At 35.2% G+C, this 25,359-nt stretch carries 24 protein-coding genes, 1 tRNA gene and 1 pseudogene; 10 read left to right on the top strand and 16 right to left on the bottom strand.

The genetic code is table 11. From position 1 onward, the window contains the following. Window positions 1–161, top strand: a 161-nt coding sequence (locus OZD64_RS04720; RefSeq protein WP_274999147.1) for a transposase, incomplete at its 5' end; no start/stop codon positions are given. A gap of 36 nt (window positions 162–197) precedes the next feature. Here the strand turns inward: OZD64_RS04720 and OZD64_RS04725 are convergent. From OZD64_RS04725 to OZD64_RS04750, 6 genes and pseudogenes are all read right to left on the bottom strand, one after another. Further along, on the bottom strand, window positions 198–1,004 hold the full coding sequence (locus OZD64_RS04725; protein ID WP_274999407.1) for an SDR family oxidoreductase: 807 nt from the start codon (window positions 1,002–1,004) through the stop codon (window positions 198–200). 5 nt (window positions 1,005–1,009) lie between these two features. Beyond that, window positions 1,010–1,654, bottom strand: a complete 645-nt coding sequence (locus tag OZD64_RS04730; protein ID WP_010962980.1) for an alpha/beta hydrolase — start codon at window positions 1,652–1,654, stop codon at window positions 1,010–1,012. A 397-nt stretch (window positions 1,655–2,051) separates the two neighbouring features. Beyond that, window positions 2,052–2,417, bottom strand: coding sequence for a hypothetical protein (locus OZD64_RS04735; RefSeq protein ID WP_274999408.1), 366 nt, complete (start codon window positions 2,415–2,417; stop codon window positions 2,052–2,054). Between the two features lie 120 nt (window positions 2,418–2,537). Next, a pseudogene (locus tag OZD64_RS04740) lies at window positions 2,538–4,204 on the bottom strand (M24 family metallopeptidase). An 8-nt stretch (window positions 4,205–4,212) separates the two neighbouring features. Continuing rightward, a complete protein-coding gene (gene mnmG, locus OZD64_RS04745; RefSeq protein WP_010962983.1) occupies window positions 4,213–6,147 on the bottom strand; it encodes a tRNA uridine-5-carboxymethylaminomethyl(34) synthesis enzyme MnmG in 1,935 nt (644 codons plus the stop codon). Between the two features lie 187 nt (window positions 6,148–6,334). Continuing rightward, window positions 6,335–6,410, bottom strand: a tRNA-His gene (locus OZD64_RS04750). Between the two features lie 150 nt (window positions 6,411–6,560). Here OZD64_RS04750 and murJ point away from each other — a divergent pair. Both murJ and OZD64_RS04760 read left to right on the top strand, forming a co-directional pair. Then, window positions 6,561–8,048: a murein biosynthesis integral membrane protein MurJ gene (gene murJ / locus OZD64_RS04755; protein ID WP_010962984.1), complete on the top strand. Its 1,488-nt coding sequence runs from the start codon at window positions 6,561–6,563 to the stop codon at window positions 8,046–8,048. A gap of 3 nt (window positions 8,049–8,051) precedes the next feature. Continuing rightward, entirely contained in the window at window positions 8,052–10,595 is a 2,544-nt protein-coding gene (locus OZD64_RS04760; protein ID WP_038199280.1) for an AsmA family protein, read from the top strand. 54 nt (window positions 10,596–10,649) lie between these two features. Here the strand turns inward: OZD64_RS04760 and OZD64_RS04765 are convergent, their stop codons facing one another. From OZD64_RS04765 to OZD64_RS04775, 3 genes are all read right to left on the bottom strand, one after another. Continuing rightward, the gene (locus OZD64_RS04765) at window positions 10,650–11,843 is read right to left on the bottom strand and encodes a phage portal protein (protein WP_010962986.1); all 1,194 of its coding nucleotides are present in this window, start codon (window positions 11,841–11,843) and stop codon (window positions 10,650–10,652) included. Between the two features lie 235 nt (window positions 11,844–12,078). After that, entirely contained in the window at window positions 12,079–12,342 is a 264-nt protein-coding gene (locus tag OZD64_RS04770) for a type II toxin-antitoxin system RelE family toxin (protein WP_080717643.1), read from the bottom strand. Next, entirely contained in the window at window positions 12,318–12,551 is a 234-nt protein-coding gene (locus OZD64_RS04775; protein ID WP_010081986.1) for a DUF6290 family protein, read from the bottom strand. The genes OZD64_RS04770 and OZD64_RS04775 overlap by 25 nt, the downstream gene beginning before the upstream one ends. A 251-nt stretch (window positions 12,552–12,802) precedes the next feature. On the opposite strand from OZD64_RS04775, the gene lipB reads away from it, so the two are divergent. Together lipB and OZD64_RS04785 are read left to right on the top strand one after the other, a co-directional pair. Continuing rightward, window positions 12,803–13,420 (top strand): lipoyl(octanoyl) transferase LipB, encoded by a 618-nt coding sequence (gene lipB, locus OZD64_RS04780; RefSeq protein ID WP_010081985.1) that lies wholly within the window; start codon window positions 12,803–12,805, stop codon window positions 13,418–13,420. Next, window positions 13,420–14,397 carry an LD-carboxypeptidase gene (locus OZD64_RS04785; protein WP_038199284.1) on the top strand — a complete coding sequence of 326 codons (978 nt, stop codon included), beginning with the start codon at window positions 13,420–13,422 and terminating at the stop codon, window positions 14,395–14,397. Before lipB ends, OZD64_RS04785 begins: the two co-directional genes overlap by 1 nt. Window positions 14,398–14,750: 353 nt before the next feature. Here the strand turns inward: OZD64_RS04785 and terL are convergent, their stop codons facing one another. From terL to pstA, 3 genes are all read right to left on the bottom strand, one after another. Further along, window positions 14,751–16,214 carry a phage terminase large subunit gene (terL, locus tag OZD64_RS04790; RefSeq protein ID WP_010962987.1) on the bottom strand — a complete coding sequence of 488 codons (1,464 nt, stop codon included), beginning with the start codon at window positions 16,212–16,214 and terminating at the stop codon, window positions 14,751–14,753. Between the two features lie 803 nt (window positions 16,215–17,017). Further along, window positions 17,018–17,815 (bottom strand): phosphoribosylformylglycinamidine synthase subunit PurQ, encoded by a 798-nt coding sequence (locus tag OZD64_RS04795; protein WP_006279487.1) that lies wholly within the window; start codon window positions 17,813–17,815, stop codon window positions 17,018–17,020. 6 nt (window positions 17,816–17,821) lie between these two features. After that, entirely contained in the window at window positions 17,822–19,072 is a 1,251-nt protein-coding gene (gene pstA, locus OZD64_RS04800) for a phosphate ABC transporter permease PstA (RefSeq protein ID WP_038199290.1), read from the bottom strand. A 48-nt stretch (window positions 19,073–19,120) separates the two neighbouring features. Between pstA and OZD64_RS04805 the strand changes: the two genes are divergently transcribed. Continuing rightward, complete coding sequence (locus OZD64_RS04805) at window positions 19,121–19,303, top strand: hypothetical protein (RefSeq protein WP_010962989.1); 183 nt, start codon at window positions 19,121–19,123, stop codon at window positions 19,301–19,303. 48 nt (window positions 19,304–19,351) lie between these two features. Here the strand turns inward: OZD64_RS04805 and rplS are convergent, their stop codons facing one another. Both rplS and trmD read right to left on the bottom strand, forming a co-directional pair. Continuing rightward, window positions 19,352–19,729, bottom strand: a complete 378-nt coding sequence (gene rplS, locus OZD64_RS04810) for a 50S ribosomal protein L19 (protein WP_006279489.1) — start codon at window positions 19,727–19,729, stop codon at window positions 19,352–19,354. Continuing rightward, on the bottom strand, window positions 19,713–20,423 hold the full coding sequence (trmD, locus tag OZD64_RS04815) for a tRNA (guanosine(37)-N1)-methyltransferase TrmD (protein WP_007549279.1): 711 nt from the start codon (window positions 20,421–20,423) through the stop codon (window positions 19,713–19,715). Before trmD ends, rplS begins: the two co-directional genes overlap by 17 nt. A 74-nt stretch (window positions 20,424–20,497) precedes the next feature. On the opposite strand from trmD, the gene purC reads away from it, so the two are divergent. Next, window positions 20,498–21,220 carry a phosphoribosylaminoimidazolesuccinocarboxamide synthase gene (gene purC, locus OZD64_RS04820; RefSeq protein WP_010081959.1) on the top strand — a complete coding sequence of 241 codons (723 nt, stop codon included), beginning with the start codon at window positions 20,498–20,500 and terminating at the stop codon, window positions 21,218–21,220. Here the strand turns inward: purC and purM are convergent. Beyond that, window positions 21,217–22,254, bottom strand: a complete 1,038-nt coding sequence (gene purM / locus OZD64_RS04825; protein ID WP_007549277.1) for a phosphoribosylformylglycinamidine cyclo-ligase — start codon at window positions 22,252–22,254, stop codon at window positions 21,217–21,219. The two genes, purC and purM, sit on opposite strands and share 4 nt — an antisense overlap. Window positions 22,255–22,387: 133 nt before the next feature. Here purM and OZD64_RS04830 point away from each other — a divergent pair, with 133 nt between their 5' ends. Together OZD64_RS04830 and OZD64_RS04835 are read left to right on the top strand one after the other, a co-directional pair. Next, window positions 22,388–22,681, top strand: a complete 294-nt coding sequence (locus OZD64_RS04830; protein WP_006280049.1) for a hypothetical protein — start codon at window positions 22,388–22,390, stop codon at window positions 22,679–22,681. A gap of 14 nt (window positions 22,682–22,695) precedes the next feature. After that, window positions 22,696–23,040, top strand: a complete 345-nt coding sequence (locus tag OZD64_RS04835; RefSeq protein ID WP_233395610.1) for a hypothetical protein — start codon at window positions 22,696–22,698, stop codon at window positions 23,038–23,040. Window positions 23,041–23,106: 66 nt separating this feature from the next. Here the strand turns inward: OZD64_RS04835 and OZD64_RS04840 are convergent, their stop codons facing one another. Next, a complete protein-coding gene (locus tag OZD64_RS04840; protein WP_038199301.1) occupies window positions 23,107–23,925 on the bottom strand; it encodes a transporter associated domain-containing protein in 819 nt (272 codons plus the stop codon). A gap of 403 nt (window positions 23,926–24,328) precedes the next feature. On the opposite strand from OZD64_RS04840, the gene hemE reads away from it, so the two are divergent. Continuing rightward, window positions 24,329–25,345: a uroporphyrinogen decarboxylase gene (hemE, locus tag OZD64_RS04845; RefSeq protein WP_010082013.1), complete on the top strand. Its 1,017-nt coding sequence runs from the start codon at window positions 24,329–24,331 to the stop codon at window positions 25,343–25,345. Window positions 25,346–25,359: the final 14 nt, after the last annotated feature.

Genomic DNA, 25,359 nt, shown 5'->3' on the forward strand with positions numbered 1-25,359 from the left:
GGTTTAAAGTACAGCCAAGAAGATGGGTTGTAGAAAGGACTTTTGCTTGGGTTAATAGGAATAGAAGGCTATCGAAGGAGTATGATTTACTCACAACATCCACTGAGAATTTCATATACCTAGCTATGAGTAGGGTTATGTTAAAGAGGGAATATGCTTGAATTTACTAGTTTCCGGACAACCTCTAAGCCTATCTATCATTCTGATGTGATTTCAGTTTTGTTTACGTGCAAACTCTCTAATCCCACCTTGTAGTTAGGATAAATTAGAGAGACATTAAGATCTTTTTTAATTTTAACATTACTTACTCTCTTTGATCCTAAATAAAAACTCTGTGCATAATCTGGTAACTCAATTGGTTCTGGAGGGCTAACATTGAGAAATTTGGTCGCATATATTACCACTTCAGATTGTGTAGTGGGTAAATCGTCTGCACAATTGTATATTTCACCAGGTTTTATGTTTTGCATGGAAGAAAGTAAAATATTTGATATATCTTCAACGTGAATACGAGAAAAAAAATGCCCTTCTTTTTTCACATTCCTTGCTTTGCCAAGCTGCAAGTCAATTAACACGTTCCTACCAGGACCGTATATTCCAGCTAAACGAAAAATATGTACAGGCAATCTGCTATTCAGCCACCTCTTTTCAGATCTAAGGCGCTTTTCTCCTCTGATTTCTATAGGTTTTGTTTCAGATTCCTCATTCACCCAATTACCAGAGTGATCACCATAGACGCTAGTTGCAGACAAATAACCGAACCATTTTACATTTTGCAGGCAATCACCGTATCTCTCCACAACATCATCGCCATCTGGAGGAATAGAAATTAAAACGTGCGTTGCGCTTTTAAGCAGATCTTGACTAACTTTCTCATAATTAAAGAGGATTACATCTTGTATATTTTTACTTCTTGATGTGCCACTGACTTTCCAACCTAAGTTCAGTAATTTTTTCGATAAAAATTTAGCTACATATCCATAACCAAAGCAAAACAAGTGCATGAAAATTAATTTTTAAAATTCTTCTTGATAAATTCTACTCCTAATTTTATTCCCTCTTCATTAATAATATGCCCTAATGCATGAATTGGGTGTCCTTCAACATTTACTCCATTTTCTTTCAGAGCTTTAACCGCTAAGTCGAGGGACGAAAAAGGTACCACGTCGTCAGCATCACCATGGATAACACATATGTTAGGTTTTGATTTGATCTCTGGTGCAGTTTTTGAAGGTGAAAGAAACCTACCAGAGTATGCAACAACTGATGCACAGGATTGAGAGCGGGTGAGAGCTGTATGTATTGCAAGCATTGCTCCTTGAGAAAATCCAACTAAAGAAAGTTGCGTATCTTTTAAATTAAGCTCCTTTAATTTTGTATCAATGAAATGATTTACAATTGATGTAGCATTTTTTACTCCATTATATAGCGCTTCCTCACTACGATCTTCCAAGCTGAACCACTGATAACCATCACCTATTTCTCTTTCAAACGGAGCATTGGGTACTGTAAAATATGAACCCAGTAAAAACTTGCTCATAACTTTAGCAAGGTGAATGAAATTATCGCCACTTGAGCCCCAACCATGTAAAAAAATAATCAAATTTTTCTTATTTCCGCCTGCACAAATTTCTGGGCCTTTAAGTTCAATCATTTCTTTTCCTTTTGCGTTTATATTTTTATTTAACACTAATTTTCAAATTTGTAAAACCAATGTGCAATTACGTTCCCGATACTACAGATAAAGTGACTTAGGTTCATCGACGATTTGAAAAACCGTCATTCCGCTACTCGTTAGCGGCTGAGATACCGCGAATGAATCGCGGTATGACGTAGGGAAAACCTTAGCTATAAACCTCAGAAATAAGAAAACAAACTAGAAAAAATACCTCACTATAACTGCAGCCTTAAGCAACGTACCTTATTTATTTACGAAAACTGGTATAAATGCTATGCAAGTAGCTACACTACTTGCATGACATCAACAATTGACCTCGACTTACCGTCCAACTAGAAAGTTGTATATAGAATGACAGAAATCCAGATGTTATTTACTTACTTTCGATCTTTTCTATCAATTTTTTAACTAAACCTCTTAGCTTCTTACTGGATTCATCAAGCTCTTGAATTTGCGAGCTGCGCTCTTTCATTAGTTCCTTATAGTTACCTCTTATGTAGTCAATCATTTTCTTCATCTGAGCAATCATCTTGTTAGCATCCATGCTGTCCAAATCAGGTATCATGTTAGGCATAGCGCCTTCTAACATACCGCCAGCCATAAGCTGCTGAGACATTTGCATAAATGGTTTTAAAGTCTGATTAAGCAATTCAGGATCCTTGGCTAATTTTTCTATTTGCTCTCTGCAAGTATCCATATACTGCTTCATAAATTCATCCTCTTGCACTTTACCTGTCATAATTACACCTACTTGAAAATATCGGTTCTTTATTATATATTGTTTTTAAATTAAAAACAATACAAAATACTCATCACAATTGCATTAATACTTTTTAAATAATAAAAAATGCTCCTTTGCTTATAAAGGGTCACATACTTTCTTTAACCACTCCTTATCTTTGACGCTATTTTCTAAGTTTTTATAGACAAATTGATGGTAGCCATTTATCCATTCAATTTCATCCTTAGTAAGCATTTGCACATTTATTAGTCTTCTATCATATGGAATAGAGGTCAGTTGTTTAAAGTTTAAGAAGCCGTTTTCTTGTCTGTTGACATACATCAGATTTTCAATCCTTATTCCATACTCTCCCGGAATGTAATAGCCAGGTTCGTTGGAAAGTATCATCCCTGGCGTGAGTTTCACTTTATTACTTTTTGATATTGCTTGTGGTCCTTCGTGTACTGATAGGTAACTTCCTACTCCATGCCCTGTACCATGCATATAGTCCATTCCAAATTTCCATAAATGCGTACGTGCCAATATATCCAATTCTCCACCAGTAGTGCCGGGGGGAAAGACGACACTTGCTATAGCAATGTGAGCTTTGAGTACTATTGTATAGTGGGTTATTTGCTCATTGGTCGGATTACCAACTACTACAGTTCTTGTCACATCAGTTGTGCCGTCAAGGTACTGGCCACCAGAGTCAATCAAATACAGTCCATCTTTCTGAATTACTTTATTCGTCTTACTGCTTGCACGATAGTGAATTATTGCCCCATTCTCATTAAATGCAGAAATTGTTGGAAAGCTCAATTGTTTAAACAAATTCTGCTCTTTTCTGTATTCTAAAATCCTTTCTTCAGCTTCAAGCTCTGTATCAACATTACTTTCAAGCCAATGTAGAAAATTTGTAACTGCCACTCCATCTCTGATGTGCGCATTTATAGCCCCAGCTATTTCAGTTTGATTTTTTACTGCTTTATAAATTAAACAAGGATCCTCTCTTTCAGCTACCTGTTTATCTTTTATTACAGCCATGATACTCATTGGAGTTGTGTTTGGATCTATAACTATTGAATTTAGCTTGTGCAGCGAATTTTCTAGCTCACTGATATCAAAAATATTTATATGATTGCCTAAATTTGCTTCTATAGTTGAATGTTCTTTATCTTGAATAAACAAATCAACATTACCGCTTTTATACAATATAGCACGACCCAATATACATGGAGTATATTTAGCATTTTCGTTTCTTAAATTTAATAACCATGAAATTGAATTTGGATCAGTTAAAAGCACTGCTTCAGCTTCTTTATCTATACTTTTAGCGACTTTTTCACATTTGTCCTTACTACTTTCACCAGCATATTTAATAGAATGTAAAACCACTGCTTGTTTTCGATAGTCACTTTTTTTCCAGCTAAACAGGGTATTAATTTACAGATATTCTCATACTTTCTTATATCTTCCATGGTAAAATATTGCAAATAATAACCTAGTGAGGCAGTCGATGTTAAGTTTGCTTTTATCCATTCGCGTGGATCCTCTTCTTGTATATTATATACTTGAAAATTGCCCTGATCGAGCTGATTGTGAGCTTGTGTGATATAGCGTCCATCTGTAAAAAATTGGCACTTGTTGTTTTTTGTGACAATAAGCAGCCCATTTGTTCCTGTGAAGCCACACAGCTTTGTTAGCTCCTCTGAATACTCATTTAAATATTCGTCTTTAGTATGTAACACAAATGCATCAACGTTTATTTCGTGCATAAAAGAACGAAATTCTTTGATTTTTGACATGGAATGCCTCACGCAAAACTAGCAGCTACTTTCGTTTTCCTGTTTCTCAAATACACTAATATGCTCACTATCGCTGCGGGAGTGATGCCTTGTATTTGCTTTGCAATGCCAATCGTCGCTGGTTTTATTGTTTGTAGCTTTTCTATTACCTCACTTGACAAGCCTTTAACTTGTGAATAGTTGAAGTTGATTGGAATTTGAGTGTTAATTTCCTCTCGTAAAAACTTCATATCTGCTTCTTGTCTTATTAGGTAGGGTTTATATTTTGCTTCAATTTCAACCGCTTCGCATATTTCATTCTTAGCTCTATTATCCGCTTTGGTGTGTCCCATTTTGCCATTCCAGCGCGTGACGCTGCTTAACTCCGGCCATATTTCTTGTAATTTATTCCAGTCGATGTTTGGATAGCTAAGTAAATCTAGTGCCGTTTTTCTTATCCCATCATAAGATATTTTGATACCATAAGACCTAAGCTGCTCAGGAGTAATCGTCAGACTCCCTAACTTCTCTTCAAGCTGCTTAATGGATTCAAGTTTATTCTGTAAAACAGAGTATCTCTCATGCGAAACAAGGGAAATATCATAACCTTTTTGTGTTAATCTTCTATCTGCATTGTCTGACCTGATAGCTAGCCTATATTCTGCACGCGAGGTAAATAATCTATAAGGTTCGATCACCCCTTTGATGACTAGATCATCTATCATTACGCCGATATATGAGTCTGTGCGATGAAGAACAAAGCTTTCTTTTTTTTCAGATGCAGAAAGTGCTGCATTGATCCCGGCAATAATTCCTTGCCCTGCTGCTTCTTCATATCCAGTGGTGCCATTAATTTGGCCAGCAAAATATAGGCCTTTAATTTTCTTAGTTTCAAGAGTATGAAACAGCTCTCGTGGGTCAATATAGTCATACTCAACTGCATATCCAGGCCTTAGTATTTCTGCGTTTTCAAGTCCTTTGATACTCTTTATCATTTCACGCTGCACTTCAATAGGCAATGAATTTGAAATTCCGTTCGGGTATACAGTATCATCATCCAGGCCTTCTGGCTCTAGAAATATTTGATGACTACTTTTTTCTGCAAATTTATTAACTTTAACTTCAATTGATGGGCAGTATCTTGGTGCTATAATATCATCCAAATACGAAGAAGCTGACCTGTGCAGATTCTCTCTAATTATTTTATGCGTGTTTTCATTAGTATGGGTAATAAAGCATGATACCTGAGGTTGGTTAATTTTTTCTGTGAGATAAGAAAACGGCACAGGTGGATTATCACCCACTTGTTCTTGCAATATTGACCAGTTTATAGTGCCACGATCAAGCCTCGGTGGAGTTCCAGTACGCAATCTACCTAATTTAAAATTATATTTCTTCAACGTATTTGCAAGTTCTACTGCAGGCTTATCTCCCATTCTCCCTGAAGGAGTTACCTGCTCTCCTATATGAATCACACCCCGCAGAAAAGTCCCTGTAGTTAGAACGACTTTACTTGTCAGTATATGCTCCCCTGAGCTTGTTATTACAGCTTTAATGCACAATTCTCCATTGTTATTACTCTCTATAAGAAAATCGTCAACCGACTCTTCTTTTACCGTCAAATTATTATAATTTAGAATAATTTCCTGTATTGCTTGCTTGTATAATTTTCGGTCTGCCTGTGCACGCGGGCCCCATACTGCTGCACCTCTGCTGCTATTTAAAATGACTGAGTGTATACTTGCTTGATCGATTGCTCTTCCCATTATTCCATCAAGAGCGTCAACTTCCCTGACTACAACGCCCTTTGCAACTCCTCCGATTGCTGGATTGCAGGACATTTCCCCTATAGTTGAAATTTTATGAGTTATAAGCAGCGTGTTTGCACCAAGGCGAGCTGCAGCAGCAGCAGCTTCGCACCCTGCATGACCACCACCTACTACTACTACATCATATTTATGCATGCCTTCTTGAGTAATTCTTACTCTACTAATATTCTAACTATTAGCGGTTAATGTCAAATTTTACAGTAATTAACTATTTCAATCATCAGTGGCCAATGTATAGCTAACTCACGTCATACCGTCACGGTATCTCTAGATCCCGCTAACAAGCAGCGGGATGACGGTTTTTCAAATTATCGGGTTTTAGTGGGGCGAGCGACCAGGATCGAACTGGCGACATTCAGTACCACAAACTGACGCTCTACCAACTGAGCTACGCCCGCCAAGATATAAAATTTCTAACATAAGAGCGCAAATAGTCAATTGATTATTTAACTCTCCTTTTGCAGAGGGTTTTAAGTTTAGCCAATAAATATTTTCATTGATACTTTTACCATTATAGTTAATTGTATTGACACTAATGAAGTAGTGGTATGTTTAAAAGTATTTTCACATTTAGTTTTTTTACGGCTATTTCAAGGATCTCAGGGTTAATAAGAGATGTATTGATTGCTACGGTTATTGGTGCGAACTCTCTTGCAGACATATTTTTTTCTTCGTTTCGTTTTGCCAATCTATTTCGAGCATTTTTTGCAGAAGGAGCGTTCACTACCTCATTCATACCATTATATTCGACAGAATCATATGATAATAAAAAGGCATTTAATTTTGCAAGTAGTGTAATATCCATTACGTTTATTATCTTAGTAATTTTTTGCCTTATCATGCAAACTTTCTCCCCTTATATGATTCAAATTTTTGCTCCTGGATTTGACCAAAGTAAGTTTACCCTTACTGTTACTTTATCAAGAATTATGATGCCCTACATAATCTTTGTTTCAATTGCATCACTTATTGGTGGAATGCTGCAAGTAAAGCAGCATTTTGCTTCAACAGCTATTGCACCAATCGTTTTGAATCTCTGTTTAATCATCAGTTTGTTTGTGCCTTACGTAAAAACTCCAGCGCACAACCTTTCTATAGCTGTCCTTATAGGAGGAATTTTCCAGCTACTTTTGATACTATTTAGTGCATACAAGTTAAAGGCAGCTTTTTCTTTTAGCCTTGAATTAAGCAATGAAGTAAGGTTATTTTTTAAGCGTGTGATACCTGCAATTATCAACAATTGTGTAACTCAAATAAGCTTATGGATTGATACAATCATGGCGAGTTTTATACCAAATGCGGTGTCCTATATATATTATGCCGATAGACTAAATCAACTACCGCAGGGAATAATCGGTACTGCAATTGGTACAGTGCTTCTTCCTTTAATTTCAAAACAGGTGGATAATACTGAAAATATAGTCAAAATACAGAACAAGGCTCTCAACATAGGATTAATGTTAATTATGCCAACAACTGCTGCCTTTATCATTATTCCCGACATAATTTTACTTACGCTTTTTTCTTACGGCCGGTTTGATCATTATGCAGTGCAGCAAACTGTTCCCACTTTAATAGCATTTTCTCTTTCTTTACCTGCATTTATTATAAATAAAGTATTGCTACCTACATTTTTTGCTAAAGGCAATCTGAAAATACCAACCATATTTTCGCTAATGTGTCTTGGAATTAATGTAGTGCTAAACCTTTTGTTAATGAACGAGTATCAGCATACGGGGATTGCTATTGCTACTTCCGTTTCCACTTGGATAAACTCTATTCTATTAATTAGTTATTTAACAATAAATAAAATGTATAAGGTTAGCCAAGCGTTATTGTTAAATGTCATGAAAATTTTTGTAGCAACGGCAGTCATGTCAATAGCCCTTTATATTTTTAATTCTTTGTTGGCAGGATTATTTTTTGATAAAATGTTGGCTCGTATTGTTTATTTAACGACTTTAATAGCTTTGAGTGTTATTGTTTATTTTGGTATTCTCTATTTAATATTTAAGGGAAACTTTAAGCATGTGTAAATTATGAGACTTTCTTTATATGCTATATTATCAATCTCACTGCTATTAATTCTCATGCATGTTGCTGCAACTTTTAAGGATTGGAGTGGCTACAGGAAATATATCATAAAAGAGTTAGAGAAGACGTATGATGCTAAAGTGCATATTGGGGGAAAAATTAAAGTTTCGTTGATTACCCCAAAGCTCACTATTTATAATGTATACGTACAATACAACGAAAATAAAGAGCAAAAGTTGTCAGATTTAATTAGTGTAAGAAAAATTGAAATAAGGCCATCATTCCTATCGTTGTTTTTATTTTCGTTGCAACCAAAGTCAATCACATTGTTTGGCATGAAAAGCAACAAAGAAAATTTACTTAATATTATAAATACAAACGCCAGTGGTAACACAGTCGATATAGTAATAAAAGACAGCCAAGTAAGTTTCAAGAATGATTTCGCTGATATTGTTAACATAAAGGAAGTTGCTGTAAAAAAAAATAAGCGGTTTTTTGGTAAAGTAAAGGTAGGTGATAATAATTACGATTTTTCAGGAAAGGTTAATATCACAAAAAGGAATGTACACATTAGTGTTGAATCAAATTTTGTAAATTTGCTATTTACAGGTAATAGAAATCAAGAAGAACTCCAGGGTAATTTAACATTAACAATTAATAACAGTTCCGGTTCTGTGAGTGATTTAGCAAAAATCATTAATCTTAGCTTTCTCTCTTGTGTTATTCCTAGCGAAAATATCAAGATATCATCCAATATAAGTCTTAATGAAAGTGAGTTTACGGCAACTGACTTAAAAATTGATTCCAAAAGCATGCAAGCCAGCGGTACAATACAAAATGATAGAAAAGGCAATCACACTAATTTCAATATTAGCTTCAGTAAAGTTGATTTAGATTCCATACAAAATGATTCACAAAGAACAATGAATATGAAGGATCTTCTGGAATGTTTTAGAGCAGTTGTGCCAAAGAACTTGAGCTTAAATTTTAATATGGAAGCTTCTAACATTCAATATCAAAACAAAATATTGGACAATTTCCGTGCTGTACTAAAATCCACTGATGGCAAAGTAAAAGTTAATACGCTTCTTAAATTTCCTGGAATCAATAATATATCTTACTTATCAGGAGAGATCTCAAACAATAATGTCCTATCTGAATTCAACGGTGATTTATTAGTCGAAGGAAATGATTTTGAGTCATTCATTTCATGTTTTTTCCCTTCTATAAAGATGAAAGAAAACCAGAAAAATCAATTTACACTAAGTTCTAAACTGCACCTTGCACCAAGAATATTATCTATCTCAGACATTAGACTGCTAAATAATAAGGAATCCTTGCAAGGATCAATTAGAGTAAGCCACACAAAAAAACGCAGTGTGATCGATGGTGAATTTAGCATGCATAATCTTGATGCAGATAAATATGATCATTCATTATTTAGCAGTTTACCTAAAATGCAATGGCTGAAAAATTTTCAGTATGATACAAATATAAAGGCCCGTGTTAATAACCTTACATTGAATGATACGAAAATTAAAAATTTGGATTTTTTGCTGAAAATGGAAAAAGGTAAGCTAGTTGCAGATAAAATAAAACTATCTGGAGAAGATTTCGATATTACCGGTAATGCAAAAATATTAGCAGATCAAAAATACGCCAAACCTTTATTAGATGTTAACCTTACGGGCAGTAAATTTAATGGAAAAATTATTACATTACCAAATTTAGTAGAGACGAAAAGAAATTCAAGAAATGAGATAGATCAAATTCAATGGTCAACAAAGCAGCTTGATTTTTTGGATGATAAAGAAGGCTTTGATGCAAATGTGCAAATCAATACTGCAGAATTTAAAACCGAGCAGAATGTTTTAAAAGATTTTAATTTGGATGCGGTAATGAGAAACAACACTATCACTATCAGGCAGGCAAGTTACGTATTAGAACGCGGGCAAGTGTTTTTTCAGGGTTATTTAAGATCAGACTCAATAAATACAAGATTTTCTATTGTAAATTTGGACACTAAAAAGATTGGTAAGGTTATAGGAATTGACAATGTAAATGGTCAGGTAAGCTTAAATGGTGAAATCAAAACTCAAGGAAAAAGTTTTCATGATTGGGCTAGTAACTTATCAGGAGATGTAAACTTACAAGCGCAAGGAATAGAAGTTACTAATGTAGATTTCAATTCATTTATCACTAATTTGTTAAGCAGTAAGAATAAATCTGAAATTTCCACACTTGCTTATGTTGATATATATAATGGCAAGACATTTTTTGAAAATATTAGCGGAAAAGCAAGTATTAAGAGTGGTATATGTTCAACTAGTTTACAGTTCGGGATTGATCAAGCATCAGGATCGATCTCTTCTAATTTAACCTTATCTAACTTCGCTTTAGCTTCTATATTCAGGTTCTTTTTCATACCACCAAATTATAGTAATCCAATCTATATCGATATGCATTTGGATGGCCCTATTTGGCGTCCTAAGATGAGTTTTGATGTAGACCAAATCTTCATCGCTCTGGTTGGCAAGAAAAATAGTTAATTTACTTAGGTGTACGGTTTAGGGGACAATAAACTCATCTGAACGGATACAAACTTAACCTAACTCATCACCACCTGGCAGTGGTGGCAAGCCAAATGCTTCTCTCTTTTCGTTGAGCGTCATGAAGCTTGCGTTTTCTACGTATTTCCACAACTTTTGTCTTTTTTCCATGAGAATTTCTATTGCATCTTTGTCATACGACAAGCACAGATCTTCACCAAATCTTGGTGTCAGCCAAGAATTCAGGTGACAGATAATATTTTCTAGCGTTGGTAAAACCGTCTGCTCCCAGAGGGATAAGCGTGCTTCGACTAAATTGCTATAAGTGTTATCACCCGGTATGCCAAGCAATTGCGGTGGAACGCCAAAAGCTAGCGCAATATCACGAGCTGAGCTGTGTTTGGACTCAATAAAATCCATATCCCTTGGCGATAAGCTCATTTCTTTCCACTCCAAGCCTCCTTCAAGCAATATCGGTCTTCCAGCGTTTATAGAACCTGAATAATGATCATTTATCTGCGCTTTTAAGCGTTGGTACTGCTCTTGACTTAAACTTCCACCACTTCCATCTTTTGCTGATTTTACAACTATTGCACCACTTGGTCTTGCCCCATTTTGCAACATCGCTTGATTCCAAGCACCCGCCTGATTATGTTGATCTATGCTATATGCAGCTGCCTCAATTGGTGATAACCCATACCAATCATTCAAAGGATTAAAGGTCTTTAAGTGCAACACTGCTGAACATCCAGTTAGTTTATCAACTTTAAAGTCATAACTGTTGTTATTTATGGTATAACGATAGATATAAGGAACGTTATTTCTCCCTGGAACAATTTCAACCCTATCGGGGCGCAGAAGATAAAGCTCTGTTGGTGGTTTTCTACTATTCTGTGACTCAACCATCAATATATAAGAATTGCCGTTAACTAACCGATAAGTTACAATCCCCTCAATAAATTCCGATTTTGATGTCATTGGATTAGGAGAATAAAGTAATTTCAGTAATGGATGGGCTTTTAATTGCGATTTTCCCTGTTCAGTAAGCTGGCAGAGAGTAAAAGGTACCGAAGATGCAGCACTTGCAATCATATTAATTGCTCGAAAGGCAATAACATTTTTTATGTAACCTTCCTCAGCAAAACTTACATAATCACGCTTACTCCAACTTGGCTCCATCATTAGCTGCAAAGCAGAATATTTAGTAAATACTGCGCTTTTTTTTCTTTGAAAAATATTGAGATTCATATATGCCTCCTAAAAAATTGAATTTGTGGTAGAATTATATCAATTGGTGTCACAGGAAGGATATACTAACGTACGAACATTATGTTTGAGAGCAATCTCTACACAGTAGTTAAATGGCAGGCACAATAAGGGGTAGCAAAAAGAATGAGCTTTTTTTTTGAGCTGAGCGAAGCCACCTAAGGTAGAAAATGAATCAGGAAGGAGTAAAAATATATTTAATATTTATATGATGTACTTACTTATAAATATCTTTTCTGTGTCCTATCTCTGTGATAACCACTTCATATTTTATAATATTTACGGAATAGATAACGCGATAATCACCTACCCTTAATCTTCTTTGTCCTTTAAATCTGTAATATAATGGCTCACCAAGGTTAATGGGATCAACTGTAAGGCGCTTATTTATCGCATTTATGATCCTTAATCTTATTGTTTTTGGAAGAGCTGGAAGGTCTTTCTCAAGAACGCTTTCTATGAAGATAATATTGTATTCCAGTCTACATCCTCACTTCTAATTTTCTTTACACCTGAAACATTACGTTTAGCAGCACGCTCAATTAGTATTTTATCTTCCTCATTTTCAATTGCTTCTTGTATTAGCTTCTCTGTTAGTTCTTTAATGGACTTATTTCTTATTTTAGCCAGTCCAGCAAGACACTCTGAAATTTCGTTGTTGAAAGTTATGCTAAATTTTGAGTTTGCCATATATTTTACCTAAAATCTACTAATAATTATACAACATTTTTCTGAATTTTTCAATAAAAAAAGTTGCCTATACGTAAAGAGGACCTGTGTTGACAAATAATTAAACATTTGTCATGTACTATGTTTGTTAAGGAGAAATAGCACAGAAGTTAGTATTAAGTATATTAGGAATAAGAAAGGCTGCGCCCAGTGTCACACACTGGAATAACAGGAAAAAACGAACTGCTATACTAAAAAAAAAGAAATAGAATATGACAGAATGGCTAATATCTAATCAGCTTATTGATTATAACTGTGCTGTAAAATCCATGGAAGAGAAAATTCAACAAATTCACAATAATTCAGCAGACGAATTGGTATGGCTACTCCAGCACCCTCCACTTTATACTGCAGGAATCAGTGCAACAGCTGATGATATTGTTGAAAAACTATTTCCCATATATAAAACAGGAAGGGGTGGTAAACACACATATCATGGTCCAGGACAGCGCATTATATATTTAATGTTAAACCTTAAAAAAAGAAACAAATGCGATATAAAGCTATATATTAGAGATCTAAGTAAGTGGATCATAAATGTTTTAAAGCAATTTAATATACTTGGAGAGTTTAGAGAAGATAGAATAGGCATTTGGGTAAACCATAACGGAGTAGAAAAAAAAATTGCAGCTTTTGGTATTCGCTTAAGAAAATGGGTAACTTATCATGGCATAGCGCTTAACGTCTTTCCAGACCTCTCTCACTATAAGGGTATTATTCCTTGTGGGTTGCAAGGTTATGGCGTCACGTCAATGGAAGAACTAGGAGTGAAAGTTCCACTCTCTGAATTGGATGATATACTAAAAAAAGAGTTTTATAAGATATTTTAATGATTGTTTACCTTTTATATTTCATTCTCACTTTATGTGCTAACACAGGTATTCATGCAATGGACCAAGTTGATATTATTGCTCCTTCCTCCAAGGGAAAAGAATCAGATCTGACTACTATAAAAGAATATGTAGAAGCTTTGGATTTTAATCCCCATATTTCGGAGAAAATATATAGTAATGATAACCCATTTTATTCCAACTCTGATGAATTCAGAGCAAATGATTTGGTTAGTGCACTAACCGGTGATAGTAAAATAATCTGGTGTATCAGAGGAGGAGAAGGGGCTTCTCGGTTAATTCCCTATCTAGAAAAGTTACCCAATGATAAAAAAGAAAGGATTGCTCAAAACAAAAAGATCCTCATAGGCTATAGCGATATAACTGCCTTGCACATCCATCTACAAGCTAAATATGATTGGCAAACTCTTCACGGCACCATGTTGGAAATGATAGTAAATAACTCCGTTTCTGAAAGCTCTGTTGAAAAATTGAAAGAGTTAATTCTTAACAAGCGGGATTCTATCAGATTTGATAAGCTAAAGATGATAAATAATGGCATTAGACTAAAAGATGGCAGATTAAAGTCTAAAATCATCGGTGGTAATATGACTTTAGTTGAAAACAGTATAGGAACTGTTTGGCAAATAAATGCGAAAGGTAAAATTCTATTTTTAGAGGACATAAGAGTCTACCCATACGCAATAGAGCGCAGTTTAGATCACCTAAAACAAGCTCACATCTTTGATGGAGTATATGCAGTAATCTTTGGGGATTTCGTTAACTGCTATAACGATAACCTTGTTGAAGTTGTAAAAGAAAGGTTTGCAAAAAGTGTTAACTTTCCTGTATTTACTATGAAAGGGGTAGGCCATGGACATACAAATGATCCTTTACCTTTTAACACTCACGCTATTATTAGCGTTCAAGACGAAAAAGAAGGTTTGTTTTTTATGGACGTGCAGAATGTTAGCTAATCTTATAGCTAACGCGAGCTCTACGTCATACCGCCGCAGTATCTCTTAGCCGCTAACACGTACTTAACCGTCATACCGCGATTCATTCGCGGTATCTCATCCGCTAACAAGCAGCAGTTCTACGTCATACCGCCGTGGTATCTTTTAGCATAGATCCCGCTAACACGTAGCGGGATGACGAGCTTATCGTCATGCTGCCGCGAACCGTCATACCGCCACGAACTGTCATACCACCACGAACCGTCATACCGCGATTCATTCGCGGTATCTCTAGATCCCGCTAACACGTAGCGGGATGACGGTTGTCAGGGTGTCACGCAAGTAGCTGACTACTTGGATCTGGTAGGCTTAAATCACAATGCCCGTAAAGCTGCGACCCTAGAGCTACTATCTCTCACCCACTGCAAATATTGCACGGTACTATCCACTTGATCATCGTGTCGAGTTTCAGGAAACATTAAAATCTCATACTCAAAATCGTTCAGCCATACTGCTTGGTGCGGCAGAAAAACCTTGCCAGACTCTATAATCGGAACAATTTGATAAAATCGAGTGAGTTTGTCATCATGTGGTACTATTTCGATAATTGGTAAATCACTGTTTGTCTTTAGCTCTTGCACCAATTGCTGACCACTTGTTTTTGCTTCGATTAAAATTGCGTGCGGTGTCCATCTTGCAGCTAGTGACAGAACTTGCTCTTTAAGCTTTGGATACTCAAGCTTTGCGCGATATACATCGAGTAAATAGAATTTATTGCCCACTTTTGTCCAGGTGGTGCAGACGCTAAAGTTGCTCATGCTGCTTGTTGAAACTGCAGTGTCCCAGCTCTGAGTGACATATGAGAGACTATCAGAAAAATTTCTATAGCGCTTCAGCCACTCTCGTTTAATTATACCACTTGAAAGTGGCAGAGGGTTTTGTTGATATTGTGCAGCAAAAGCGTAACTTCCAAGTTCAACCTTTATCATCTCAACTTCTTCTTTTCCTCCATCGAGGGGATATAGCAACTGACCTTCTTCTCTTGAGTATAATATTACGGGTGGTGTCATTCTAGCACTTGATGCTGTAATCCAGCTTTTGTACTCATTTGTAGTTACTCGGGTGACAGGAACAAGAAAAGGAGGCGCTGGCTTTTTGATTGAATAGATAATCTCCTTATTTTCAGATATCATCGGTAAACAAGTATGGTTCCATATGTTTTTCGGTTTGGAGAGAAGGTGCCCGGTTAAATCTTCTTGATGTAGCCTATGCATCACAAGAACAATTACTCCTTTTTTTCTATTGTTGAGCCTGGCTACTAAAGTCTGGTCAAACCAATTTGTAGCACGCTTTCTAAACGTTTCACTCAAAGCTTGGGCGGGACTCAGTGGATCATCCACGATGATGAAATCACCACCTTCACCTGTTAACGTCCCTCCAACTGACGTTGCGATTCTGTATCCTCTCTGCACTGTTTGAAATTTGTATTTGGTATTCTGATCTTTGGATAGTTCTACCTCTGGAAACAGCTCTCTATACCAACTAGACTGCATTATGCATCTTGTATCGAGCGAGTGCTTTTCGCTAAGCAGCCGAGAGTAGCTTGCAACTATTATTCTTGCAGTTGGCTGATTTCCCAGTATCCATGCGGGCCACGCAACACTAGCGCACAGGGACTTCATTGAACGCGGAGGCATATTGAATATTATTCGCCTCATTTTGCCAACATTTGCCGCTTCAAGTCTGTCTGCTATGACTTTTATATACTGATAATCATTATACTCACACCCCGGCACTACCGTTTGAAAACACAGTTCAATGAATTTTAGAAAGTTCATGATATAATGTTGAAACCAACGCGTGACGCTGGGATGACAAAAAAAGGAGCACTGAAGGCTATAGGTGAGACGTTGCGGTATCTCTAGATCCCGCTAACAAGCAGCGGGATGACGAATTACTTAACCATCATCTACACCGTCATACCGCGATTCATTCGCGGTATCTCAGCCGCTAACAAGTAGCGGAATGACGAATTACTTAACCATCATTACACCGTCATACCGCGATTCATTCGCGGTATCTCAAAGCATAGATCCCGCTAACAAGTAGCGGGATGACGGTTGTCGTTTAGCTATAAATATTAAGAAATTTACCAAATAAAAAAAAGGCAAAAGAAGCCCCGTGGTTGGCTAATTACTTACATTATACTTTCAAGTATGGCGTTTTTTTATTCTAAACGCTTAATAACCGCGATTTAGCTGCTTTTTAATGCAACTAACCTTTAGTCATAAATGTTTAAGAAATTTACTAAACAGAAAAAAAGGCAAAAGAAACCCTAGGGTAGCTAATTATTCACTATCCATTTTTTAAGTTGGCGTTTTTTGATATTTTAAATGCTTTATAAGCGCATTTCAGCTTATATTAGGTAAAAACCTAGAAATTTTATAAAGACATAAGATGCACATAGTGCAAAAAATTAAACATGGGACGCCAGATACGTGAGTTTTTTTGTCATTTAATCTGTACAGAGAAGATAAATAAATAGCTTCAGTTTCATGATAAGGGGACTGGCAAGGCTTGTCAAGCAAGTTTTTTGCAATATCAGGGGATAATTTCGACCATAAATCCCTATCAATAAATTTTAACAAAAATACTTTAGTGCATTTTCAAATATAAGCATTCCATCGCCATATTTTGGCACAGCAACACCTAAACGCTTGCTCTTTTCTTTTTCAAGGGGCCAATTATCTTGCTGGGTAAAAAATATTCCCCTTTCTGGATGGGGCATTAAAGCTAGCACTCTTCCACTTTTATCTGATAAAGCTGCTAGGTCGTATGTAGATCCATTCGGATTGTAAGGAAATTGTAGGTTAGCATAGTTGCCATTTTTATCAATGTAACGTAATGCGGTGGAATTGCTCTCAATCAATTGGTTCAAAATATCTTGATCCATAAAAAATTTGCCTTCCCCATGAGCAATAGGGAGATATAGTTCACTCAGACCCCGTAGCCAAACAGAATTACTCTTTGAATTAACTCTCACTCTAATCCAACGGCATTGATAATTGCCTATATCATTATGGATTAAAGCTAGACTAGAGAATTCTGGAATTAATTTTACTAATATCTGACAACCATTACATATTCCTATAATCAGCTTGTCCTGAGATAAAAACTCTTGAAACTCATCCAACAAGTTGTTTTTAATACGTAAAGCAAACGCATTACCAGCACCAGTGTCATCACCATAGGAAAAACCCCCTGGAATTGCAAGTATATTGCTTAATTTCAGTTCACCTGGATTATCTATGATATCGTTAATGTGAACGATTTTTACTTCAATATTACCAATACCAAGTTTTCTGCTGCATTCCATAAATGCAAATGCAGTTTCTTTTTCGCAATTTAAGCCATAACCAGATAGGACTGTGATTTTCATGAATTGCTAAAAATTAAAAAATTCGAATTTCCTTTTTACAAAATTTGCTACTAAATTTAACGCAAATAACACCAATAATAAAGCTATAATTGCGATAGCAGCAAGTTCAACAAATGCAATTTCAGGATTGCTTGACCATATGTATATTTGCACAGGTAGAACAGTCGCCGGATCGAAAAAGGACGTAGGTGTATCAGCAATAAATGCCACCATACCCATCATAAGTAAAGGAGAAGATTCACCTAAAATCCTTGCAATTGCAAGCACAGTACCATGTATTATTCTTGGTAACGCAATCGGTAAAGAGTGATCTAATATCACCTTGATGTGAGGTGCACCGAGCGCAAACGCTGCATCTTTTATCGTAATAGGAACATTCGCAAAGGCATTTTTTGTTGCAATTATAATATTAGGTAACATCATAAATGAAAGAGTCATTCCACCAACAAGTGGTGAAGAGCGTGGTAGCCCAAATATGCCAAGATAGAGAGTTAAGCCCACTACACCAAATATTATTGAAGGCACTGCAGCAAGATTATTTATGCTAATTTCTACAATATTAGTCATTAGCCTATTTTTAGGCATAAATTCGTAAAGACAGATGCCCGACATAATTCCTATTGGTAATGCTAATGCTAGGCACACTATAATTGTCATTAATGAACCGATAAACGCTCCTAAAATCCCTGCATTTTCAGGTTCACGAGAGTCAGATTTAAGGAATAAAGACTTATTAAAAAATTTTTTCACTCTCCTCTTTTCTTTTAGCCAATCAAGTAATTTAGCATAACGATCATTCAAATATTTATCTTTATTTATTGAATTAATTATACTTGACGCGGTAAACCAGATCTCATATTCACCACTATCTTTTACTTTCTTACGAAAAAATTTCTCTAGTTCTTTGCAAGAATTACGACTTAAAATTTCGTCACCGTCTTTAAAATCAGTTCCTCCAAACACCTTACGTAAAGAATCGTTGAGTAAGCCAATGGACTTATACCGCAAATCACTAGGATTACTCGCCAAAGCAAGATCAGCATTTATTTCAACTGGCAATAAAATTTTCGTTACTGTTAAGGCACTGTAAGAGTTAACCAATATACTGAGCAATATACACACAGGACAGCCAAGTGAGATAACTAGTGCCGTGAAAGAACAAAAGCGTAGCGCTCTGTTCTTTTTATTTTTCCTTTTTATACGAGCATGTACACGCCTTGACTGAAGTAATTTAAGGAATTTTTTCTTTATACTCATTTACTTTTCTTTACACGAGGATTTGAAAAAACTTTCCCCTTTTTTGTCATGCAAGTAGCTGACACTGGGATCCAGCAGGCTTTGCCTGCAAATAATTTTTACATTTTCCATGAAAGCACAAACCAAAAGGAGAATAATGAATGCTGGATCCCAGTGTCGGAGCACTGGGATGACACCACAGCGGGAGGCAAACACAATGTTCGTACAGTTGTGTGTCACGCACTGGGATGACAAGAGAGAGTTCTGAGATGACACAATTGACATCACTCCCTATTGTATCTACTTAGATTTCTTTTTAACATAAGTAGTACGCTCTTTGATCCTTGCAGCTTTTCCAAATAGTTTGCACAGATAATACAGTTTTGCTCTACGAACCTTTCCTTTTCTTGTCACTTGCACTGAAACCAGTGCAGGAGAATAAACAAAAAACTGAGACACTATACTTTCTCCATGGCTCACTTTTCTGACTGCAAAAGAAGAATGTAACCCGCGGTTCCTTTTTGATATACATACACCTTCAAATATCTGTATACGTTCACTTGTACCGTCAACTACTTTAAAAGTGACCTTCAAATCATCGCCAGGACGAAATTCTGGTATTTCTTTAGCTAACACTTGCATTTGCTGTTCGTTAAATTTTTTAAGTAAATTTGTCATTTATCTCTCCACTCAATAATTCAGGCCTACGCTTTTTTGTTATAACATGAGACTGCTTCTGCCTCCAATCACTTATTTTTTTGTGATTGCCAGATAACAAAACCTCAGGTACTTTATATCCCTTCCACTGCTCAGGTCTAGTATATTGAGGATATTCAAGTACACCACCACCATAATTAAAACTTTCTTCAGTAATACTATCGGTATTATTTACTACACCTGGAAGAAGTCTAATGCATGCATCAAGAACCACCATTGCAGCTGGCTCACCTCCTGAAAGTATATAATCTCCAATACTTAACTCATAAGGAGTATACGCATCAATTATCCTTTGGTCAATACCTTCAAATCGACCACACAATATTGTTATATGAGGAAACTCTAATAATTCTCTGGCAATATTCTGATTAAACTTAGTTCCAGATGGAGTCATGTAAATAAACTTAGTGTTTTTATGAACAGAGAGCATACTATCTACTGCATCACCAACTACATCAGAACGCATAACCATTCCTGCTCCACCTCCATATGGAACATCATCCACAGTTGAATGTTTATCTTTCGCAAAAGAACGAATATTTATTACTTCAAGGTTCCATATTTTTTTTTCTAACGCTTTTCCGGCAAGAGAATAGTTCAAAAACCCCGGGAACATTTCTGGGAATATGGTTAATATTGTAACATTGAATGCCATTAAGGTTTATTTTAAGTTATTTGGGGCTATACTCTAAGAATAGTAAATTGATATAATATATAGTTAAATTAAACATGTCACTGAATAAAACGATATACGAAGGTAAAGCGAAAGCCATTATTGAAACTGAAGACTTATCAATTGTCATACAGCACTTTAAAGATGATGTTACAGCATTCAATAAGGAAAAATATGAAATAATCGATGGTAAAGGAATAATTAATAATCATATTAGTGCTTTTATCATGGAAAAGCTTGAGAAAGCAGAAATTAGCACACACTTTATAAAAACTCTAAACGAAAGAGAACAGCTAGTCAAAAAACTCAAGATAATACCTCTTGAGGTAGTAGTTAGAAATGTCGCAGCTGGCAGCTTTTGCAAACGTTTTAATATCAAAGAAGGTGAGAGGCTTGCATCTCCTATAATCGATTTTTTTTACAAAAATGATGACCTAGCCGACCCAATGGTAAGTGAAAATCACATACTGTATTTTGATTGGCTATCTAGCAAAGAAATGGATGAAGTTAAAACTACAACTTTAAAAATCAACGAAATATTAGTTCACCTATTTTCAAATGCAAGTATATATTTAGTTGATCTCAAGTTAGAATTTGGCAGATTAATAAATGACAGTACTAAAATCGTTTTAGCTGATGAAATTAGCCCTGATAACTGCAGATTATGGGATAAAAATACTTATAAAAAGCTAGATAAAGATGTCTTTCGTTTGAATTTAGGAGATTTAAAGGAAGCATACCTAGAAGTTGCAAAAAGACTGTCAGTAAAGTTAGGTTAACTAAATACTACTCTATCAAGTGGAGGGTTACATGCCTCATCAAGTTTTCCAATAATTTCAATTTTTTCTCCACGTTTTTGGAAATGATTTTTCACGTTTTGCATATTCTCAGAACTTACGATCAATACCATACCAATACCACAATTAAATGTTTTTAGCATTTCTTTCTTCTCTATTTTACCCTCCTTTGTTAGCCATAAAAATATATCTGGCCATTTCCAGGAATTAATGTCTATGTTTGCAAATAAGTTTTTTGGAAGAATTCGCGGAATATTGTCTACCAAACCACCACCCGTGATGTGCGCAATACCTTTTACTTGTGACATGATAGGCAGCAAAGAATCAACATATATTTTTGTTGGTTCAAGTAGTATTTCACTCCAAGATTTATTATTCCATAGAGATGTATCGTTATAATTTATACCTAAGCTTTTGAAAACATGGCGCACTAAAGAAAACCCATTTGAGTGAATTCCACTTGACTCTAAGCCAACTATATAATCACCTGCTTTCATCATACTACAGTTTGGAAGAATTTGCTTTCGATCAACTACACCAACCACAAACCCTGCAAGGTCATAGTGATTATTACCATACATTCCAGGCATTTCTGCAGTTTCCCCACCAACCAATGCTATTTTAGCTTGCTTGCACCCCTCTGCAATGCCCTTAACCACAGATAATAAAACATCTTTGGTCAAAACGCCTGTTGCAAAGTAATCAAGGAAAAACAAAGGCGTTGCTCCTTGTGCAAGTAAGTCATTTACACACATTGCAACTAAATCTATACCTATAGTATCATGTTTATTCACTTCTTGAGCTATCAACAGTTTCGTACCTACTCCATCAGTTGAGGAAACGAGTACTGGATGGTCATACTTCTTACTTAGTGCAGCAAAATCAAATAACGCAGAAAATGAACCTATTTCGCTGATTACTTCTTCTCTAGTAGTTTCTTGAGCAATAGGCTTGACTTCTTTTATTAACTTATTATATAGTTCAATATCTATTCCTGATCTGGTATAAGTATTCATAATCCTTTTATAAATTTTAAAATTGTTAATACTATATTAATGCCTTGATATAAAAAGTGCAACGAAACTTTCTCTTAATTGACTATTATATACTTACCAATATAGGGTAACTTAAATCATTTATAATTATCCAATGAACGAAAATACCAAAAACATACTGTTAATAACGGAACTGCTATCAGGACGGCTGCTTCATGACTTTGCTAACTCTATGAATGGAATAACGTTTGGCGTAGAAGAGCTTGAAGTAATAGATAAGAATGATGCTGATGCGCAGAAGGAAGCGTTGTTGTTTCTTAAAGAAAGCTCCGATGATTTAATATATAAACATAAAGTTATGAAGCAGGCATATTCTTCTTCAATGGATAATTATAGCTTTGATAAGACCAAATCTAATATCGAAAATTATTTATTAAAAAAAAAGTAAAGCTTACGTGGAAAATAGACGCATACTCTGCAAAAAATAAGGAAGATTTAATTGAAAAGATAAATAAGATAATTTCTAATATGGTGCTAACTATAGCCAGTGCAGTGGCGGAAGTTGAACTAGTATCTGTTTTACTGAGTCAAACAGAAGATAAAATGCTATTAACTATAAAAATTCTAAATGAACACAAACCAATAAGCAAATCATTAGTAGACAAATTAATCAAAAAAAATGACACTAATTTAAATACAAAAGATATTAATATCTATATGACCTCTTTATTATTAGAGTACTATAACACTGAAATGCATTATACTTGCGAAAATAATTTGCTGGAAATAGGTTTAACTATAACTTGAGTTGCATATTTGGTTATTACAACTTTTTCTTCGTGTCAAGGCATTCCCCGACAAGGGGTACCAAATCTAATTTTTGTAATCACTTAAGTCTAGTACTATTTTATTAATGTAGCGCTCATTTGCATCTTTGATGATAAACTTCATACCATTTTTATATTTAATGACTTCATCTACAGAAGGCACTTTACCAGCAATCGAAAGAATCAAACCACCAAGTGTAACATAGTCTTCTTCAGGGTCACGTAATTCTATTTTTAGATCCTCTTCTATATCTTTTATAAGAGCCCTTGCTGATACTTCAAACTTATTTTGAGACAATTCAGTAATGGTATATTCTGAATTTATTTCGTTTTCACTATCAATGTTTGGTATTAGTTCCTCTATAAGATCAGTCATTGAAATTAAACCATCAGTTCCACCATATTCATCCAATACGATAGCTAAGCATGATTTAGAAGAGTTCATCCTAACAAAAAGATTAGTTGTCTTCATCGAGGGTGGAACAAATATTACGCTTTGTATAATATGTTTCAGATTAAAATTTTTATCCCTATTAAAAACAACATCTTTTACATAAAAAAAGCCTATTACGTTATCAAAGTTATTTTTATAAATTGGTATTTTAGTGTGGCAAGTGTTTTTTATCTTCTTTATTATTTCACGCTCGCTTGACTCAATGTCTACTGCGCATATCTCTGTACGTGGAGTCATTATATCCATTATACCACAATCGCGGAATTTTAATAGACCATTAAATATATTAAGGTCTGGCAGATCTTTCATTAATGCCTCAGTCGAACACTTTTTCAACACAGAAGCTTTTTTGAAAAGGAAGAGAAAAATTCTATATGCTATTTTTTCTACTAAGGTTCTTTTTTTACTCAATTTATTCCCTGTAATGGCAAAAACGTTTTCAGATTAGATTTATCAAGAAAACTGTTATTAAATGTTTAATAAGCATGTGAATAATGTCAAATTAATTTGTGAATTATTTGTTGATATAAAATACCAACAATTGATCAACAACTTTTTCAACAACATATACATAGTTGTGTAACAATGCATGATGGTAAAGTATTTTTCCATAAAAGAAAATTACTAACACTCTAAACACCTTACTTATACACATAAATCATAACAGAAAATCAATAATATACGAAAGTTACTCACATATTTATCCACAAGTTGAACAACGCCAATTTTTACTGAATTTTAAGTTAGTAACAAGTTATTGATAGAACTATTATTATTACTATACTTTAATATACAAAAGAATAAATAGAATAGATTGGAAAGCGGCAAAACAACAATAGCGAAAATTATTAAGAGAAATGAGCCGGGTGGAAGAGTGCCTATCTGGCTAATGCGTCAGGCTGGCAGGTCTCTTCCTGAGTACCGCAAAGCAGTAGAAAATATGAATAATTTTATGGAGATATGCTACAACACAGATTTAGTGACAGAATTGACGTTACAGCCGGTGACAAGATTTGACATGGATGCGGCGATAATTTTTTCAGACATTTTAATAATAGCTGATGTTTTGGGTTGTGACGTGAATTTCGTACGCGGTGTAGGTCCAATAATAAAACCCGTGGAAAGTCCTAAGGAATTGAAGGGTCCACAAGAAATTGAAACTAAAACCTTACCAATTCTAAACGCTATAAAAAAAGTCAGAAGCCAATTACCAAAAGAAAAATCTCTCATAGGATTTGCTGGTGGACCATGGACAGTAGCCTCATACATCATAGAAGGTAGGAGCAGCAAAACTTTTTCCAAAGTATTAAATTTTTATCCTTCGTGTTTGAAGGAAATAATTGAACGAATAACGGAAGTAACGATTATTTATCTAATTAAACAGATAGAATTTGGAGCAGATGTTATTCAGCTATTTGACAGTAATGCTGGTGCATTATCGGAACCATTGTTTAAAGAATATGTTATCGAACCAACAAAGAGAATTATCTTGGCAATAAAGGATAGATTTTCTGATTTTCCAATAATAGGTTTTCCAAGGTCTGCTGGAAATCTTTATAAAGATTACTGCGAACAAACAGGTGTATCTGCAGTAAGTATAGATTATAATGTTCCAATAAAATGGGCGAAAGCGAATCTAAACATCCCTCTACAAGGAAACCTTGATCCTAATCTTTTAGCCTATAATAAAACGGAAGCAATCAAAGAAGCAAAACGTATAATAGATTGCTTTAGAGATTTACCCTTCATATTTAATCTCGGACATGGAGTACTCCCTGATACTCCAGTTGAAAATATTGCTGCATTGGTAAACCTGGTAAAAAGCTACTAATACAATACACAAAA

It is taken from the genome of Wolbachia endosymbiont of Drosophila tristis (assembly GCF_028981745.1).
Classification (GTDB): domain Bacteria; phylum Pseudomonadota; class Alphaproteobacteria; order Rickettsiales; family Anaplasmataceae; genus Wolbachia; species Wolbachia pipientis.

Coding starts and splice junctions, on each gene's coding strand:
- OZD64_RS04725 (WP_274999407.1), bottom strand. CDS start 1,004: ATGCACTTGTTTTGCTTTGGTTATGGATATGTAGCTAAATTTTTATCG.
- OZD64_RS04730 (WP_010962980.1), bottom strand. CDS start 1,654: ATGATTGAACTTAAAGGCCCAGAAATTTGTGCAGGCGGAAATAAGAAA.
- OZD64_RS04735 (WP_274999408.1), bottom strand. CDS start 2,417: ATGACAGGTAAAGTGCAAGAGGATGAATTTATGAAGCAGTATATGGAT.
- mnmG (WP_010962983.1), bottom strand. CDS start 6,147: ATGCATAAATATGATGTAGTAGTAGTAGGTGGTGGTCATGCAGGGTGC.
- murJ (WP_010962984.1), top strand. CDS start 6,561: ATGTTTAAAAGTATTTTCACATTTAGTTTTTTTACGGCTATTTCAAGG.
- OZD64_RS04760 (WP_038199280.1), top strand. CDS start 8,052: ATGAGACTTTCTTTATATGCTATATTATCAATCTCACTGCTATTAATT.
- OZD64_RS04765 (WP_010962986.1), bottom strand. CDS start 11,843: ATGAATCTCAATATTTTTCAAAGAAAAAAAAGCGCAGTATTTACTAAA.
- OZD64_RS04775 (WP_010081986.1), bottom strand. CDS start 12,551: ATGGCAAACTCAAAATTTAGCATAACTTTCAACAACGAAATTTCAGAG.
- lipB (WP_010081985.1), top strand. CDS start 12,803: ATGACAGAATGGCTAATATCTAATCAGCTTATTGATTATAACTGTGCT.
- OZD64_RS04785 (WP_038199284.1), top strand. CDS start 13,420: ATGATTGTTTACCTTTTATATTTCATTCTCACTTTATGTGCTAACACA.
- terL (WP_010962987.1), bottom strand. CDS start 16,214: ATGAACTTTCTAAAATTCATTGAACTGTGTTTTCAAACGGTAGTGCCG.
- OZD64_RS04795 (WP_006279487.1), bottom strand. CDS start 17,815: ATGAAAATCACAGTCCTATCTGGTTATGGCTTAAATTGCGAAAAAGAA.
- pstA (WP_038199290.1), bottom strand. CDS start 19,072: ATGAGTATAAAGAAAAAATTCCTTAAATTACTTCAGTCAAGGCGTGTA.
- OZD64_RS04805 (WP_010962989.1), top strand. CDS start 19,121: ATGCAAGTAGCTGACACTGGGATCCAGCAGGCTTTGCCTGCAAATAAT.
- rplS (WP_006279489.1), bottom strand. CDS start 19,729: ATGACAAATTTACTTAAAAAATTTAACGAACAGCAAATGCAAGTGTTA.
- trmD (WP_007549279.1), bottom strand. CDS start 20,423: ATGGCATTCAATGTTACAATATTAACCATATTCCCAGAAATGTTCCCG.
- purC (WP_010081959.1), top strand. CDS start 20,498: ATGTCACTGAATAAAACGATATACGAAGGTAAAGCGAAAGCCATTATT.
- purM (WP_007549277.1), bottom strand. CDS start 22,254: ATGAATACTTATACCAGATCAGGAATAGATATTGAACTATATAATAAG.
- OZD64_RS04830 (WP_006280049.1), top strand. CDS start 22,388: ATGAACGAAAATACCAAAAACATACTGTTAATAACGGAACTGCTATCA.